At 45.6% G+C, this 15,713-nt stretch carries 15 protein-coding genes and 1 riboswitch; of the genes, 7 read left to right on the forward strand and 8 right to left on the reverse strand.

Annotated features, from left to right (window positions below):
• Window position 1 precedes the first annotated feature (1 nt).
• The 5 genes from R7044_RS07590 to R7044_RS07610 form a co-directional block, all read right to left on the reverse strand.
• Complete coding sequence (locus R7044_RS07590) at window positions 2-1,261, reverse strand: ABC transporter permease (protein ID WP_053306844.1); 1,260 nt, start codon at window positions 1,259-1,261, stop codon at window positions 2-4.
• A complete protein-coding gene (locus R7044_RS07595) occupies window positions 1,258-1,986 on the reverse strand; it encodes an ABC transporter ATP-binding protein (RefSeq protein WP_225455456.1) in 729 nt (242 codons plus the stop codon). Before R7044_RS07595 ends, R7044_RS07590 begins: the two co-directional genes overlap by 4 nt.
• Before the next feature lie 52 nt (window positions 1,987-2,038).
• Window positions 2,039-2,692 (reverse strand): zinc uptake protein ZrgA, encoded by a 654-nt coding sequence (gene zrgA, locus R7044_RS07600; RefSeq protein WP_225455457.1) that lies wholly within the window; start codon window positions 2,690-2,692, stop codon window positions 2,039-2,041.
• Window positions 2,693-2,825: 133 nt separating this feature from the next.
• Complete coding sequence (locus R7044_RS07605; protein ID WP_005379608.1) at window positions 2,826-3,125, reverse strand: DUF2607 family protein; 300 nt, start codon at window positions 3,123-3,125, stop codon at window positions 2,826-2,828.
• A gap of 226 nt (window positions 3,126-3,351) precedes the next feature.
• Window positions 3,352-3,903, reverse strand: a complete 552-nt coding sequence (locus R7044_RS07610) for a YtfJ family protein (protein WP_225455458.1) — start codon at window positions 3,901-3,903, stop codon at window positions 3,352-3,354.
• 215 nt (window positions 3,904-4,118) lie between these two features.
• Here R7044_RS07610 and R7044_RS07615 point away from each other — a divergent pair, with 215 nt between their 5' ends.
• Window positions 4,119-4,319: a DUF1107 domain-containing protein gene (locus tag R7044_RS07615; RefSeq protein ID WP_005379612.1), complete on the forward strand. Its 201-nt coding sequence runs from the start codon at window positions 4,119-4,121 to the stop codon at window positions 4,317-4,319.
• A 70-nt stretch (window positions 4,320-4,389) separates the two neighbouring features.
• On the opposite strand, the gene msrA is transcribed toward R7044_RS07615, so the two are convergent.
• Window positions 4,390-5,028 carry a peptide-methionine (S)-S-oxide reductase MsrA gene (msrA, locus tag R7044_RS07620; protein WP_017820282.1) on the reverse strand — a complete coding sequence of 213 codons (639 nt, stop codon included), beginning with the start codon at window positions 5,026-5,028 and terminating at the stop codon, window positions 4,390-4,392.
• A 167-nt stretch (window positions 5,029-5,195) separates the two neighbouring features.
• Here msrA and R7044_RS07625 point away from each other — a divergent pair, with 167 nt between their 5' ends.
• From R7044_RS07625 to R7044_RS07640, 4 genes are read left to right on the forward strand one after another with little or no spacing between them, the layout of a single operon-like run.
• A complete protein-coding gene (locus tag R7044_RS07625) occupies window positions 5,196-6,908 on the forward strand; it encodes an autotransporter assembly complex protein TamA (protein WP_005379622.1) in 1,713 nt (570 codons plus the stop codon).
• Complete coding sequence (locus tag R7044_RS07630) at window positions 6,905-10,669, forward strand: translocation/assembly module TamB domain-containing protein (protein WP_225455459.1); 3,765 nt, start codon at window positions 6,905-6,907, stop codon at window positions 10,667-10,669. The genes R7044_RS07625 and R7044_RS07630 overlap by 4 nt, the downstream gene beginning before the upstream one ends.
• A gap of 44 nt (window positions 10,670-10,713) precedes the next feature.
• Window positions 10,714-11,061: a gamma-glutamylcyclotransferase gene (locus R7044_RS07635; protein WP_205390693.1), complete on the forward strand. Its 348-nt coding sequence runs from the start codon at window positions 10,714-10,716 to the stop codon at window positions 11,059-11,061.
• A gap of 49 nt (window positions 11,062-11,110) precedes the next feature.
• Window positions 11,111-11,473, forward strand: a complete 363-nt coding sequence (locus R7044_RS07640) for a DUF2799 domain-containing protein (protein WP_017633454.1) — start codon at window positions 11,111-11,113, stop codon at window positions 11,471-11,473.
• 73 nt (window positions 11,474-11,546) lie between these two features.
• Here R7044_RS07640 and ppa read toward each other — a convergent pair whose 3' ends face one another.
• Window positions 11,547-12,077, reverse strand: coding sequence for an inorganic diphosphatase (ppa, locus tag R7044_RS07645; RefSeq protein ID WP_225455460.1), 531 nt, complete (start codon window positions 12,075-12,077; stop codon window positions 11,547-11,549).
• Window positions 12,078-12,204: 127 nt separating this feature from the next.
• Entirely contained in the window at window positions 12,205-13,221 is a 1,017-nt protein-coding gene (gene fbp / locus R7044_RS07650) for a class 1 fructose-bisphosphatase (protein WP_005383114.1), read from the reverse strand.
• A gap of 312 nt (window positions 13,222-13,533) precedes the next feature.
• Here fbp and mpl point away from each other — a divergent pair, with 312 nt between their 5' ends.
• Together mpl and R7044_RS07660 are read left to right on the forward strand one after the other, a co-directional pair.
• Window positions 13,534-14,892, forward strand: a complete 1,359-nt coding sequence (gene mpl, locus R7044_RS07655; RefSeq protein WP_225455461.1) for a UDP-N-acetylmuramate:L-alanyl-gamma-D-glutamyl-meso-diaminopimelate ligase — start codon at window positions 13,534-13,536, stop codon at window positions 14,890-14,892.
• 5 nt (window positions 14,893-14,897) lie between these two features.
• Window positions 14,898-15,536 (forward strand): flavin prenyltransferase UbiX, encoded by a 639-nt coding sequence (locus R7044_RS07660; protein WP_025768362.1) that lies wholly within the window; start codon window positions 14,898-14,900, stop codon window positions 15,534-15,536.
• A gap of 37 nt (window positions 15,537-15,573) precedes the next feature.
• A riboswitch (TPP riboswitch) is annotated at window positions 15,574-15,710 on the forward strand.
• Window positions 15,711-15,713: the final 3 nt, after the last annotated feature.

Consider the following 15,713-nt stretch of genomic DNA (forward strand, 5'->3'; position numbering starts at 1 on the left):
ATTAAATCCTTATTGTCATTCCGTCACTCAGTGACTGTCGGTAGGCGCGGAGTGCGGGAATGAAACCAATCACAATACCAGCGCATTGTACGAAACCTAATAGCATCCACTCATAAGTAGATAAGATGCTTAAGGTGAGATGTATTCCATAGTGCTGTTGGATGATCGGCTGCGCGATAGCAAGAATGGCATACAGCCCAGTAACGCCAGTAATAATACCAGCAGCAGTAAGCAAGCTGGCTTCACTAATTAAGAGTGAGAAAACATGACGAGGCCTTGCTCCCATGGCACGCAAAATCGCCATTTCACGGCGGCGTTCCTGTAGGCTAGTTAATAGACTGCTTAACATACCTAACAACCCTGCAATCACGACAAAACCAGATACTGCCATTAGGGCTTGCTCTGCAACCGACATCATTCCCCATAACTCATGCAACGCAACGCCGGGCATAATGGCGCTAAGCGGCTCTTTGGGGTAGGTGTTAATTTGTCTTTGCAGGGCGAAAGTTTGAATACGAGATTTCAAACCAACGAGCATAGCGGTAATTTGTTTGGGCTGAAAGTCTCTGTTTTTGAGATCTTGTGCCTTGGGTGTCGGGCCCAAACGCGCACCACTTTCCCACCCAACGTGAATGGCTTCGATGGCTTCCAATGATACATGGACAGTTTTGTCGACTGGTGTTCCTGTAGGAGCAAGGATACCGACAACTTTAAATGGCAGATTGTCATGACGGCTAAAGCCAACGTCGCTAATGCCGTGGGCAATGATGATTTCGCTACCGATATCATAACCAAGTTGTTTAGCGACATCAGAACCTAGCACGGTTTCAAATAAACCATTGAATTCTCTACCCTTGCCAAATGTTAGTGGTTGCTTACTTCCAAACTTGTAATGCTCAAAGTAACTGTGATTGGTTCCCATAACTCGGAAGCCTTTATGCGAGTCGCCAAGCGAGATTGGAATAGCCCAATCGACTGAACGATGATTGGCAAACTCTTGGTAGCTTTTCCAATCGATGTTGTTGGTCGCATTACCAATACGAAACACAGAATAGAGCAATAGGTTCACTTGCCCAGAACGTCCACCAATAATGAGGTCTGTGCCTGAAATTGTATTGGCGAAGCTATCCTTGGCTTGAGTTCGGATACGCTCGACGCCCAAGAGGAGTACCACTGAAATCGCAACGGTCATGATGGTTAGAATTGCCGTCGCTTTGCGGTTCATCAAGCTTTTCCAGGCGAGCTTTACAACAGCACTCATGATATGGCTCCTAGGCTAGATACTTGATTAATGTCGGGTAGATTGAGCGTGCGATCGAATAAGGGTTCGAGTGTTGGGTCGTGGCTAACGAATACCAGTGTGGCATTGGCTTGATTCGCTTGCTCCATAAGGAGCTCAATAAATGCTTTACGATTGTCATAGTCTAAAGCTGAGGTTGGTTCGTCAGCGATCACTAACTCTGGATGTCCTATCAGAGCTCGAGCCGCAGCCACACGTTGTTGTTGACCAATACTCAATTCAGAGACAGGGCGTGTATGAAGCTCGTTTGGCAAGTGCAGTCGTTCTAGTAGGGCCTGAGCCTGTTCATTTAACGTTTGAGATGAGGCACCTAAATGGGCACGGTCACGTCGTATTTTACTGAACTGACATGGCAATAATACGTTTTCAAGTACGTTAAGGTACGGCAATAAATTGAACTGTTGAAAGATGTAGCCAATATGATTGGCGCGAAAGCGGTCTCTCTGACTGGCACTTAAACTAGCAAGGTCAGTATCGAGTACAGATAGAGAGCCTGAAGTTAATGTGTTAATCCCCGTCAACAAAGCGAGCAAGGTCGATTTACCGCAGCCACTTGGACCTTTGATAAACACATGCTCGCCTTGTGTAATGTGTAATTTGGGAATGTGGATGGTTGCGTTGGTTGAAGCGGGCCAGAAAAATTGGGCATCCTCTAGCTCGACAACATTTGGTGTGGTTTCAGTCATATTAAATCACCAAAGCTGTGGCGTGTAAGTGGGTACTTACACGCCACTCGTGTTATTTGATTACGATTTGGGTGTTATCTTTGCTTAATTTAATTGCTGATTGCATGGTATCAGTGAATATATTGACGCTGATGGACTCTGTAGTTGGGAATTGGTTAAACCAATCGGTTTGGATTTGGCTAAGCTGATTAACTTGTTCGCAACTGAAGCGATATTGCACCGAAAATTCACCGTGACCGCCATGATCGTGCGCTTCATCATGAGCGTCATGGTGGTCATGTTTATCATGATGTTCATTATGATCATGGTGTTCGTGCCCTTCATGATCGTGATGTGCATGGTCATCATGGTCGTGCTCACTATGATCATGTTCCTCATGAGTTTCGCTTAGGTTGTGGTTCACGTAAGCTTCTTCAACACTACAATCAGCTTGTGAGTTAATAGCGAACAATGCGTTGCTGTCTTCGAGTGTAGCGACGGCTTGTTTAAGCGCTTGCTCTTGTTGTGCGTTTTCTGGAGCATGTTCGAAACCCACAACATCAGCTCCAGGAGCTGTGATCTCTACTAACAGATCTTTGCCATCTTGGGCGATATTAAACTCGACGTGACCATGCACATGAGCACCATGCTGGCGGTATTCGTTTGCATTCGCTGCTGTCGATAAAGTGAGGCCAATAGCAAGGGCTAAAACGTGTTTTGATGACATTGTATTTTTCCTAATTTTACTGGCATTAACCAAAGGCGGTATTGCTCAGATTCGAGTTTCACTAAGTTATTGTTCCTGACACACTAGGTGCGGAAATGAACTCAATAATTTTGAGTGTGGAATAGTTTGGAAATTAAGCAAAATAAGGAGGGGCACGAGCAGCGCCAAGAACTTCTTCGCCGTACACGAGATGCAAAAAAACATGATGATGCTGGGCGCGCGTAAAAGTCGGTGTAGAGAGGGTAGGCTGTACCTTTGCTATACCGTGCTGAACACCAGAAAATAATTGGCAATGATGATGGGTATGATGGTCGGGCGTCAGATCGACTTGATGGAGTACAACCGCAAAGTTCCAAGCGATCAGCAACGCAACACTGAAAAATAAAGCAGTGCGATACCAATATCTTAGTGTTTTTTGCTGGTGGTGGTACATCTGAGCTCCTCTTACCGACTGTTATAATATAACACCCATAATGAATAAAAGTTCACTCTTTTGTTGGCTAGCAGAAAAATTTAACTCCACACATACGTGCCGAAAAATATTGGTAATACTCTCTGTGGAAGTGTCGCACTTATAAAGAGCAGAGTTGTCACTGCCCATGCTTCTAATCAAATTCATATAGCTCCTTACAACAAGAACAAGGAGCCATTCAATGAAGCTAGATGTTCTGTCTAATAAGCTCAATGACTTTTGTTATCTCATCTTGCTCAAGTGCGCCCTCTTTGACAAACAGAACTTTGCCCGTTTTGTCTTGAACAATAATGGCCGAACTTTCTTCTTTCAGGTCCCAAGTATTAGCAACTACGCCATTTTCATCAAGAACCATGGATGACCATGGGAACTCTTTTTTGCTGTCTTGAGCTGAAGACTTCACGAAAGAGCCTGTCCCCCAAATTGCATCATCTTGGTTGATGATAGTTGTGGTCTGGTAGCTTTCTTGTGGAAAATTTGCCGCTGTTATTGCCGACATTAAAGGGGCATTCATTTCTTTTGAACTGCTACGGCCTGCAATGGCTTGAATGACACGAACTTTGCCTTGCATATGTTGAGTTGCCCAGGGTTGGTATGCAACGCCTTCGCCTTGTAAAACAATCTCGCCGTAAGCGGCAACATTGACAGGAGGAACGCTTTTTCCCACTGACAAGTTGTGTGCAAAGGTCAAGCTTGGCGTTAAGGCCAGTAATAGAGGTAGGAGAGTCTTAGCTTTCATATTGTTATATTCCGTACGAGGTTTGGAAGCTTCCAGTATATATCCAGAACCTAGAAATTTGTAGGACCGTTGGTAACATTTATTTAACGTATGGAGTGGTGTAATCTTGCGTTATATTTAGAATTTGCTAAAATGAGTTCCGTCGCAAATTGCGCATTAAGATTGCAGAGGAAAAATAAGCAATCCGTGTTTTCTCAAAGGAATTGAGGTGAGTTATGCTACGTGAGTTTGCTGTATATCGACCATTACAAGTGGCCCGTTTTGTTAAAACGTTGTTCAAAGGTCAGTTTTTTATTGTTGGGGTTGGCTGTTTTCAGTTCGACAATGGCAAAGTGTTACTACCTGACGTCAACGATCATAAAAGGCTCACCATCTTTAAAGAAGTCAACCAAGTGATAGCATCATTATCGGCTTAGTTAGCTTGGTACCCACTTAGATTTAGAAAAGAGCGACCATATCGGTCGCTCTTTTTGTTGCTGGTTAGGTTTATCCTTGGAGGCTTGGTGGGAAGCAAACTCCCGTTCCTCCGATGCCACAGTAACCATCAGGGTTTTTCGCCAAATATTGCTGGTGGTAGGTTTCCGCAAAGTAATACGGACCTGCTGGTTGTATTTCGGTGGTGATGTTCGCGCGTTGCTCTTCTTGCAGTGCTTGCTGATACAAGAGTTTCGATTTCTCTGCGCTCTCGAGTTGCCCCGTCGAATAAGTGTAAATTGCAGAACGATATTGAGTACCTAAGTCGTTACCTTGACGCATTCCCTGAGTTGGGTCGTGTTTTTCCCAAAAAACAGCCAGTAGCTTTTCTAATGAGATGACGCGTTCATCGAAAACGACTCGTACGACTTCTGTATGACCCGTTTTACCTGTACAGACCTCTTCATACGTGGGATTGGGTGTGTACCCCCCAGCGTAACCGACCGAAGTAGATACAACGCCGTCGAGTTGCCAAAATACGCGCTCAGCGCCCCAAAAACAGCCCATTCCGAGCAAAATCTGCTGTTGGTGTGACGCAAGAGGCGCCTTTAGGTTAGATTTATTTACAAAATGATGATCGTCAATCTGCATTGGTTGATCTCTACCTGGCAAGGCATCTTCTATACTGATCAATGTTTGTTTGTTGAGCATGGTATTTGTCCTTCAATACGTGTCTTAAATTTGCGAACTTTTTCATTTCGTCTGTATCTGATGCTGTGATGACATAGACCGCGTTAAACCTATTAATATTACAGACTTAGAATCTAATTGGCGTTATCATTATTTACGTTTACTTAACCTCATTCAGCCATAAAAGCATGATAAAAAAAGCTCTCCCCACCATTGTTGGCCTGTTTGCCTTTTCTCATGGTGCCTATGCCGATGTTTCTTTGACTTTGAAAGGCATTGATGGCGCTTTAGAAGAGAATGTCAGTGCGTATCTATCATCTATTCCAGAGAAGGATTACTCCACTTCTTTGCGTTTTCAAGCGAGATTAGATCAAAGTATCACTGAAGCGCTTAACGCGCTTGGGTATTATCATGCAAAAATTTCATACTCTATTCCTGAAGCGAATGATGAGTTAATTGTGCTCATCAAGCCGGGCTTGCCAGTGAAAGTGAAAGTCATGGATGTGGTCATCACTGGAGAGGCCAAGGACGATGAAGAGTTTGCAAAACTTATTGAGCGCTCTCCGCTCAAAGTTGGTCAAGTTTTGAATCAAGGCCAATACGACACCCTTAAGTCAGGCATTCGTAACTTGGCGCTTCAGCGTGGTTACTTCAATGGTGAGTTTACGCTAAGTCGATTAGAGGTTATCCCTGATCTGAACGAAGCTAATGTCCGTTTGCACTACAGCAGTGGAATACGTTTCAATTTTGGCGACGTTTCTTTTATTGGCAACCACATCTGGGAAGACCGTGTCGCATCACTACAACCTTTTAAAGAAGGGGACCCATACAACGTTTCGAAGCTGGGCGAGTTTAACCAGAAGCTATCAAATACGGAGTGGTTTTCCTCAGTTTTTGTTGAGCCTGAATTGGATAGGCTTGATGATGGCCGAGACTTGCCAATTAAAGTGTCTTTATCTCCTGCTTCTAAGAATCAGATCGAGACGGGTATTGGTTACTCAACGGATGTCGGCGTTCGAGGAACGTTGAAGTGGAAGAAACCTTGGGTGAGCTCCCGAGGACACAGTTTCAACACTGCTTTATCCCTATCTAAGCCAGAGCAAACCGTGACTGCTTCTTACAAAATTCCTTTAGAAGATGTCGCTAACGATTATTATCAAGTTCAATATGGGCTTAAAAATCTAGACAACCGTGACACGCAGAGTATCGAGTCTAACCTTGCAGTGGAACGTCATTGGTTAGCAGACGGTGGTTGGCATAATACCGTTTATGTTCGTCATTTGTACGAGAGCTTTACGCAAGGTTTACAAGATGATGAATTCAACTTCGTACTTCCAGGTGCGACATTTTCTCGGACTAGGGTTCGAGGGGGCAATATGCCAATGTGGGGAGACAAGCAAAGCATCACTATTGAGTATGGTGATACCGCTATGCTTTCTGAAACTAGAGTGCTCCGCTTAATTGGCTCGACTTCTTGGATTCGTGGTATTGGAGAGAATCATCGTGGTTTGTTCCGCTTAGAAGGTGGTGCGAATATTACCGATGAGCTTGAAAAACTATCACCGTCGCTGCGTTTCTTCGCTGGTGGTGACAATAATATTCGTGGTTACGGCTATGAATCTATTTCACCTGTGGATGAGAGTGGTGCTTTGACGGGTGGTAAATACATTGTTAGCAGTACATTAGAATACCAATATCGTGTTTATGGAAACTGGTGGGCTGCAACGTTTTACGATATTGGTGATGCGTTTAATGAAACACCAGATTGGAAATCAGGTGCTGGTGTTGGTATCCGCTGGGCGTCTCCGGTGGGCCCTGTTAGTTTTGATTTTGCATGGGGGTTGGATGCAAAACCAGAACGAGAGTTTCGTATCCACTTCTCATTGGGGCCTGAGCTATGATCAAAATGATGTTTAAGTGGACCAAATGGCTGTCGCTCAGTTTGATTGGTCTATTGCTGTTGCTCATCATTATTGTCGCGACAGTTTTATTTACCCACCCAGGCCTCAAATTTGCCTTGTGGGGAGCTGAAAAAGCACTACCACAATTGCAGATTGAAAAAGTGCAGGGTTCATTGTTTCCTCGCTTCGAACTGCATAACGTCAGTTTTGTCGATGAGTCTTTGAATATCGATGCCAAAGTCGAGCGTTTAGCTTTGGCAGTGAACTTCCGCTGTTTCTTTGACCCTAAGGTCTGTGTCGATGAGTTAAGACTGCAGGGGCTTGACTTTAAGATGCCAGAACTACCGCCAGCAAGCGAGGAGCAAGAGGAAACACCACCACTGCGTTCTATCAGTACGCCAGTGCCAATTTTTGTTAATAAAGTCAGCTTTAATGACATCAACGTCAATGTGCTGGGCAATCAAATTGATTGGCAAACATTCTCGACCGCTTTGTCGATGCAAGGTGATCGTTTGGTGATCGCACCTACTGCGTTGAAAGACATTAATGTTGCGCTCGCACCAAGTGAAGCGGCCCCAGAAGCGGTTGTTGAAGAGCCGAAAGAGGCCGATGCTACGCCGCAAGATATTGTGTTACCCGAAGTATGGATTCCACTGACGGTGGAAGCGCGCCGTCTGGATATTCACAACTTTAAACTGGCAGGTGAAACGCCAGTGATCGTCAATCATCTTGGTTTGGTTGCAAGAGCAGGCGGTGAGCGTGTTGATGTCAAAACATTAGAGCTCGACATGCCAGAAGTGGAAGGCAAGTTGAGCACACAAGTGACGCTTTCTTCTGATTACCCTATCAAAGCGCAATTGGACGCGTTAGTGAAGCAAGCAGATGCGAAGGGACAAAAACTGTCGCTTTCGGTCTCGGGTTCGGTTGGTGATTTGTCACTAAATGCTACGCTTTCTGAGCTTGTACAAGCGGAGATCAAAGGTGATATTCAACCGCTTAAAACGCAGTTACCGTTTGATGTCGTGATTAAAAATGTACAGGCGCAATGGCCGCTATTTGGACAAAGCGATTACCAGGTTTCTGTACCAAGCTTGGTGGCAAAAGGCTCACTTGATGGCTATGAAGTCGCATTAGAAACCAAAGCGTCAGGCAAAGATATTCCCGCCGTTGATGTCGCACTAAACGGCAAAGGTACGTTAGAGCAAATTGACCTCGAAAGTCTTGTAGTGAAAACCCTGGGAGGCGAACTCTCTGGGAAAGTCATGGCCAATTGGGCCGCGCCAATCAACTGGCAAGCTGACTTAAACCTGAAAAACATTCAACCAGGTTTACAATGGAAAGAAGCTGAAGGGGATATCAGCGGTAACCTTTCGACTTCGGGGTCGTTAACAGAACAAGGCGGTTGGCAAGTCAGTTTGCCTAAGTTAGACATTGACGGCATTTTGCGAGGGTATCCGCTGAATGTTGAAGGGCAACTTGAAGCGTCTGACAAGAACGGCAAAGGCGAAGACATCCAACTTACCACTCAGGGTTTAGCGCTTTCTCATGGTCCGAACCAACTGAGTGCAAAGGGTAAGATAGATAAGCAAATTCTGATGGATGTTGAGGTTAACTTCCCTGATTTTGCGAAAAGTGTTCCGGACCTTGCAGGTAAGATGCAAGGTAAAGTCGCACTACGTGGTAGCTTGAAAGAACCAGACATCAATCTTGATCTCGCTTTAAATCAGATAAACTGGCAGCAACAGGCGAACGTAGAAACGATCACCTTAAAGGGTGATGTGAAGCCTCTGCCAGCACCAAAAGCGAACATAAGCCTTATTGCGAACAACATTACCTATGACGACATAAAAGTTGATAGTGCTGACCTTGAAGTCTCTGGGGATGAAAAACTGCATCAACTGACGCTCGATGTAGTGTCTGACCTGGTGTCGACCAGTTTAGAAATTGAAGGGACATTCCAGCAGAAACCAGAAATGATTTGGGATGGGGCGCTGCGCCGCTTGACGCTGAGCTCGCAACAAGGCCCGTGGGCGTTGCAAAAATCGACCGCGGTCAAGGTCAATATCGACAAACAGATCGCGAACGTTCAAGCGCATTGTTGGTTGCAAGCGGAGTCGAGCGTATGTCTAACCGAAGACATTAGTGTCGGTAAGAGTGGCCAGGCGAAGTTAGCCATCAATGATTTTGATTTTGATCAAATCAAACAATTCCTGCCGCCAGAAACCAAGCTGCAAGGCTCGGTTAATGCACAGGCTTTTGCTAAATGGGCACCAGAGAAAAAGCCTGAAGTAACCTTAAGTGTCAATATGCCAAAAGGCCAAGTTGAACAAGCGCTTGAACAGCCAATTAAAGTCGGTTGGGAAAGCTTCAACTTTAAAGCAGCATTAGCGAAAGACAAGCTTGATGCCGAGTGGCTATTTGATGTGAAAGATAACGGTGACTTGTCTGGTAAGGTTTCTTTACTGAATGTCTCGTCTGAAAAGCCCACTATTGATGGTAAGGTTTCACTCTCTACGTTCCACTTGGATTTCTTGGCACCGTTGATTGGTGAGTACAGCTTGTTTAAAGCAAACATGAATACTGACCTCGCGATATCAGGTGACGTCATGCATCCGAAGTTGAACGGCCAGTTCTTGATTGACCAGATGAAGCTACAGGGTGAAGTCACACCGATAGATATAAACTCAGGACAGGTCGTCATCAACTTTAAAGGTCATCAAGCGGACTTGGATGCCGGAATTTTAACCCCGGATGGTGAGTTGAACGTTACTGGTGATGCCGACTGGCAGGACTTACAGAACTGGCGCACTAAAGCGCGTGTATTTGCTAAAGAGCTCAATGTTGATTTGCCCCCAATGGTAAAAATCAAAGTTGAGCCTGACATGACAATAGATGTGACTCCTCAGCTTGCGAAAATTGAGGGTGATATTAATTTGCCATGGGGCAGAATTGTCGTCGAAGAGCTTCCACCAAGTGCGGTAGGCGTATCGAGTGATACCGTTATTCTCGATAAAAACTTGCAGCCAGTGGACGATGTCGCTGCAATGCCGTTTGATGTGGAAACGAACATCAACATTAAAATTGGTGATGACTTCCAACTTGCCGCTTTTGGTTTAAAAGGTGGGTTGAAAGGGAACCTAAACGTGACACAAAAAGACAAAGGTCCTTTCATCGTTGGTGAAGTGAATGTTGTCGACGGTTCTTATCGCTCGTTTGGTCAGGACTTATTGATTAAAGAAGGTAAGATTCTGATGAATGGTCCACCAGATCAACCTTACTTGTCTATCAAAGCGATTCGTAATCCAGACAATACCCAAGATGATGTCATTGCGGGGGTACAAGTGTCAGGCCCAGCATCTGATCCGAGTATAGAAATTTTCTCAGAGCCCGCGATGAACCAAGCCAATGCACTTTCTTATCTACTTCGTGGTCAAGATATTGATGGTGAAGCCGGTGGTAATGCAATGACGACTACCTTAATTGGTTTAAGCTTGGCGAAGAGTGGTCGTGTGGTTGGTGAAATCGGTGAAGCCTTTGGCGTACAGGATTTACAGCTGGACACTGCTGGGTCGGGCGATGATTCGCAAGTGACGGTGAGTGGTTATATTCTGCCAGGTTTGCAGGTGAAATATGGTGTCGGCATCTTTAACTCCCTAGGTGAGTTCACTGTGCGTTACCGATTGATGCAAGACTTGTATTTAGAAGCGGTATCTGGTGTAGATAGCGCCGTTGACCTACTCTATCAGTTTGAGTTCGATTAAAGTGCTTTAACCTAAGCATACACAGTCATGACTAAGGAGTGGTTATGCTGCATTTGATTTTTGTCTACGGCACGTTACGTAAGGGAGAGTACAACCATCAGTATTTGCGCTCGGCGCAGTTTCTTGGTTTACATGAAACGGATGCTCAATTTGCAATGTATGACTTAGGCCCTTATCCAGCGTTGTCTGTTGGGCAACGCTCGATTCAAGGTGAAGTGTATCTGATTGATGATGAAACCTTATCCGAGCTAGATAAGTTGGAAGATGTGCCAGTGGAATATCGCCGAGAGAGCATCGTTACGCCGTTTGGCCAAGCTTGGATCTACTTATATCAAGATACTGAGCAGCTAACCGAAGAAATCGCTTCCGGAGATTGGTGTCAAAAGGTGTGAGCTATACTGACATTATCAATAGCAACGAGCTAAACACTAAGGAGTCACGATGAAAGCATTCGTAATTGGAGTAATGGCGTTGCTTCTTGCTGCATGCGCACAAACAACACTACCGACTTCGAATAATGTGACCGATTGGCAAGTGTTTGGTAAGCAGTCAGCTTTAGATGGATTACGGGAGTTATCTGAGGAGCGAATTGCGAAGCTGGATGATGTTAACCATGCGACGCCAGAACTGATAATGGCTTATCAAGCGGGTTACCAGCAAGGCAAACAAGAGTATTGTGAGCAAAGTGCTTATATGCTCGGTGTTATCGGGCGGCCGTATTTTGGCATTTGTGATGATGTTGACCCCTTCTTTCAACATGACTACGACGCTGGACGAATGTCTTCAGCAGGCGCACCTATCTAGTTGACACAGGTAAGATGAAAGCAAAAGAGCTGCCCTAGAGCAGCTCTTTTTAATTTTGTATCAGCAGTGATGCTTATTTTTTCTGAGCTCGTTCGTAAGATTCTTGGATTTCAGCTTTGGCGGCAGCAACATCTGCCCAACCATCCACTTTCACCCATTTGCCTGCTTCAAGCTCTTTGTAACGCTCAAAGAATTGCGTGATCTGCGCTTTCAGTAGTTCTGGGATATCGTCCACATCTTGGATGTGATCGTACTCTTTCGAGATTTTTGAGTGGGGAACCGCAAACACTTTTGCATCTTCACCCGATTCATCTGTCATCTTCAAAACGCCAACAGGACGGCAGCGAATGACTGAACCTGGCATGAGTGGGTATGGTGTTGGTACCAATACGTCGACTGGGTCGCCATCAAGAGACAGGGTATTGTTCACGTAGCCATAGTTGCATGGGTAGAACATTGGTGCAGACATGAAACGGTCGACAAATACAGCACCAGAGTCTTTATCTACTTCGTACTTGATTGGATCTGCATTTGCAGGAATTTCGATCACGACATAGATATCTTCAGGCAGCGACTTGCCTGCTGGTACATGGTTTAAGCTCATTAGAATATTCCTTTTCATTAACGATGAGTCACACAAAAGCGGCTTCATCTGATGATAAATTCGCGTTTCACTTTAGCGACAAAAACGCGGCAGGTAAACACCTGCCGCGTTGGACAAAGGTCTGAAATTATTCTTCGTCGCGGTGCAGTTCAAGGAACTCTTCAACTTTGCGAACCATGTTCTTCGAACCCACAAAGAAAGGTACACGCTGGTGCAACTCAGTAGGCTTGATGTCCATAATGCGATTCACGCCGTCCGATGCAATGCCGCCAGCTTGCTCAATGAGGAATGCCATAGGGTTACATTCGTAAAGCAGGCGTAGCTTGCCTTGTGGGTGGCTTTGTGTGCTTGGGTAAAGGTAGATACCACCTTTCAGTAGGTTGCGGTGGAAATCAGCAACCAGCGAGCCAATGTAGCGAGAAGTGTATGGGCGACCGTCTTCTGGCACGTTTTCTTGGCAGTACTTGATGTACTTCTTCACCCCTTGAGGGAAACGAATGTAATTACCTTCGTTGATGGAGTAGATCTTACCATCATCAGGAATCATCATGTTTTCATGAGAAAGACAGAAGCTGCCGATAGATGGGTCGTAAGTAAAGCCGTTTACGCCGTTACCAGTTGTGTATACCAACATGGTGGAGGAGCCGTAAATTACGTAGCCCGCAGCCACTTGTTTGTGACCAGGTTGTAGGAAGTCTTCTTCAGTTGGTGGAGTACCGATTGGAGAAACACGACGGTAAATCGAGAAGATAGTACCAACAGAGACGTTCACATCGATGTTAGAAGAACCATCAAGTGGGTCCATCAGTACTACATATTTGGCGTTTTGGTTGAGTTCTTTATTGAACGCAACTGCTTCGTCTTCTTCTTCACTGGCAACGCCACACACTTGATCACGAGCTTCAAGCGCGGCTTTGAACTTATCGTTCGCGTAAACATCGAGCTTTTGCTGATCTTCACCTTGGACATTTTCCGTGCCTACAGCACCAGTGATATCACCGAGACCCGCTGCGTTGATTTCGCGGTTAACGATTTTTGCAGCTAAACGAATGGAGGCTAAAAGGGATGATAGATCACCGCTAGCGTGGGGGAAATCCGCTTGTTTTTCGACAATGAACTCGCCTAGGGTGCGCAGTCCTGACATGGTTAATCCTTACATTTTCATTTCATTGGGGGTAGTGCGCAAGTGAGCATCTCTTTATGGATGTTAAACGATTGCGCTGGATGTAAGTTTAAGTCGCAGATCTTTTTAATGGTAATGAAGTAACTGTTTGAGATCTCAATTTATTTGTAGACTTGTTTGAGGGATTCATCAGTAAGCAAGAGGTTGTACAGTCTGTGTTCAACCTTGTCATATTTGTGAAAGGGACTGCAAGAAGAAGGCTAAAGTCACTCGCTTTTCAGGCGGTAATCGCGATAATGAAAGCATTAAAAAACGCATTACAAGGTTTAGTTTATGCACATTCATATCTTGGGTATCTGTGGCACATTTATGGGCGGCGCAGCGATTCTAGCGCGCCAATTAGGACATAAAGTCACTGGTTCTGATGCCAACGTTTATCCGCCAATGAGCACACTGCTTGAGTCTCAAGGTATTGAAATTATTGAAGGCTTTGACCCGTCTCAACTCGACCCTCAACCAGATCTTGTGGTGATTGGTAATGCGATGAGCCGTGGCAACCCTTGTGTCGAGCATGTGCTCAACACTAACATGCGTTACACCTCTGGCCCGCAGTGGCTCAACGAGTTTTTGCTGCATGATCGTTGGGTATTGGCGGTATCGGGTACACATGGGAAAACGACCACGTCGAGCATGCTTGCTTGGATACTTGAAGATTGTGGTTATCAACCGGGTTTCTTAGTCGGTGGGGTACTCGGTAACTTCGGAGTGTCTGCTCGTTTGGGTGAAAGCATGTTTTTTGTCGTTGAAGCCGACGAATATGACAGTGCTTTTTTCGATAAGCGTTCTAAGTTTGTGCATTACCATCCTCGCACTTTAATCATGAACAATCTTGAGTTTGATCATGCTGATATCTTCGATGATCTAGAAGCGATCAAGCGCCAATTCCATCATTTAGTGCGAACTGTACCGGGCAATGGATTGATCTTAGCGCCGAGAAAAGATCAGGCGTTAGCGGATGTATTAGAGCGTGGCTGCTGGACTGAAAAACAGTTCTCTGGTGAGAATGGTGACTGGCAAGCGCACAAATTAGTGCTTGATGGCTCAAAATTTGACGTTGCGTTGCAAGGCGAGAAGGTTGGTACCGTCGAATGGAATTTGGTGGGTGACCACAATGTGGATAATGCGCTGATGGCAATCGCTGCTGCACGACATGTTGGAGTCACTCCGGCTCTTGCTTGCCAAGCATTAGGGCGTTTCATCAATACCAAGCGCCGTTTAGAGCTGAAAGGTGAAGAACAAGGTGTGACGGTTTACGATGATTTTGCGCATCACCCAACGGCAATTGAACTTACTGTCGGTGGTTTGCGTAACAAGGTAGGTGAAAAACGCATCTTAGCTGTGTTAGAGCCGCGTTCTGCCACCATGAAGCGTGGCGTACACAAAAACACACTTGCAGAGTCACTACACAGTGCAGATGAAGTCTTCTTGTTCCAGCCAGATAATATCGAGTGGTCTGTGCAAGACATTGCCGACCAATGCACACAGCCAGCGTTTGTCGATGCGGATATAGATAACTTTGTAGCCAAGATCGTCGAACGTGCGCGACCAGGTGACCAAATTCTAGTCATGAGCAACGGTGGCTTTGGTGGTATTCACGGAAAACTTCTTGAGCAGTTAAAACAAAAAGCCTGATTGATATGCAAAACAAAACACAACCCTCTCATAAAAAAGCCATCACGTTGGCATTAACGGGGGCTTCTGGTGCTCCCTACGGCCTTCGTCTTTTAGAATGCTTGGTTGCGGCGGATTATCATGTCTACGTTCTGATTTCTTCGGCGGCTCGTGTTGTGATGGCAACCGAGCATAATCTTAAGCTACCAAGTGGCCCAGAAGCGGCGCAGCAAGCATTAGTAGAGCACCTGAACTGCAATCCAAATAACATCACCGTTTGCGGTAAAGACGATTGGTTCTCGCCGGTTGCGTCTGGTTCTGCTGCACCCAAGCAAATGGTGGTTTGCCCATGCTCTGCGGGAAGCGTTGCGGCCATAGCACACGGTATGTCGGACAACTTGATCGAACGGGCCGCTGATGTAGTAATGAAAGAGCGCGGGCAGCTGTTGCTCGTGGTTCGCGAAACACCATTTTCAACGCTACATCTCGAGAACATGCACAAACTGTCGCAAATGGGCGTCACCATCATGCCAGCGGCTCCGGGCTTCTATCATCAGCCAAAGAGCATTGAAGACTTAGTGGATTTTATGGTGGCGAGAATTCTCGACCACTTAGGTATTGAGCAAGGTTTGGTGCCTCGTTGGGGTTATGACCAGCGCTCGTGAGCTGATTGTGTAACCACTCAAATACCTTTACAATCCATCCAACTCATCGGGGAGCAAACCCATTTAGCATTGAGTCAATCAATGCATTGGGGCGCTGAGACCTAAGTGTTTAACTAGGGACCCGTATTACCTGAACCAGATAATGCTGGCGTAGGAATTGAGTCTGGATATTGGAAG

Source organism: Vibrio sp. 1402 (assembly GCF_033340275.1).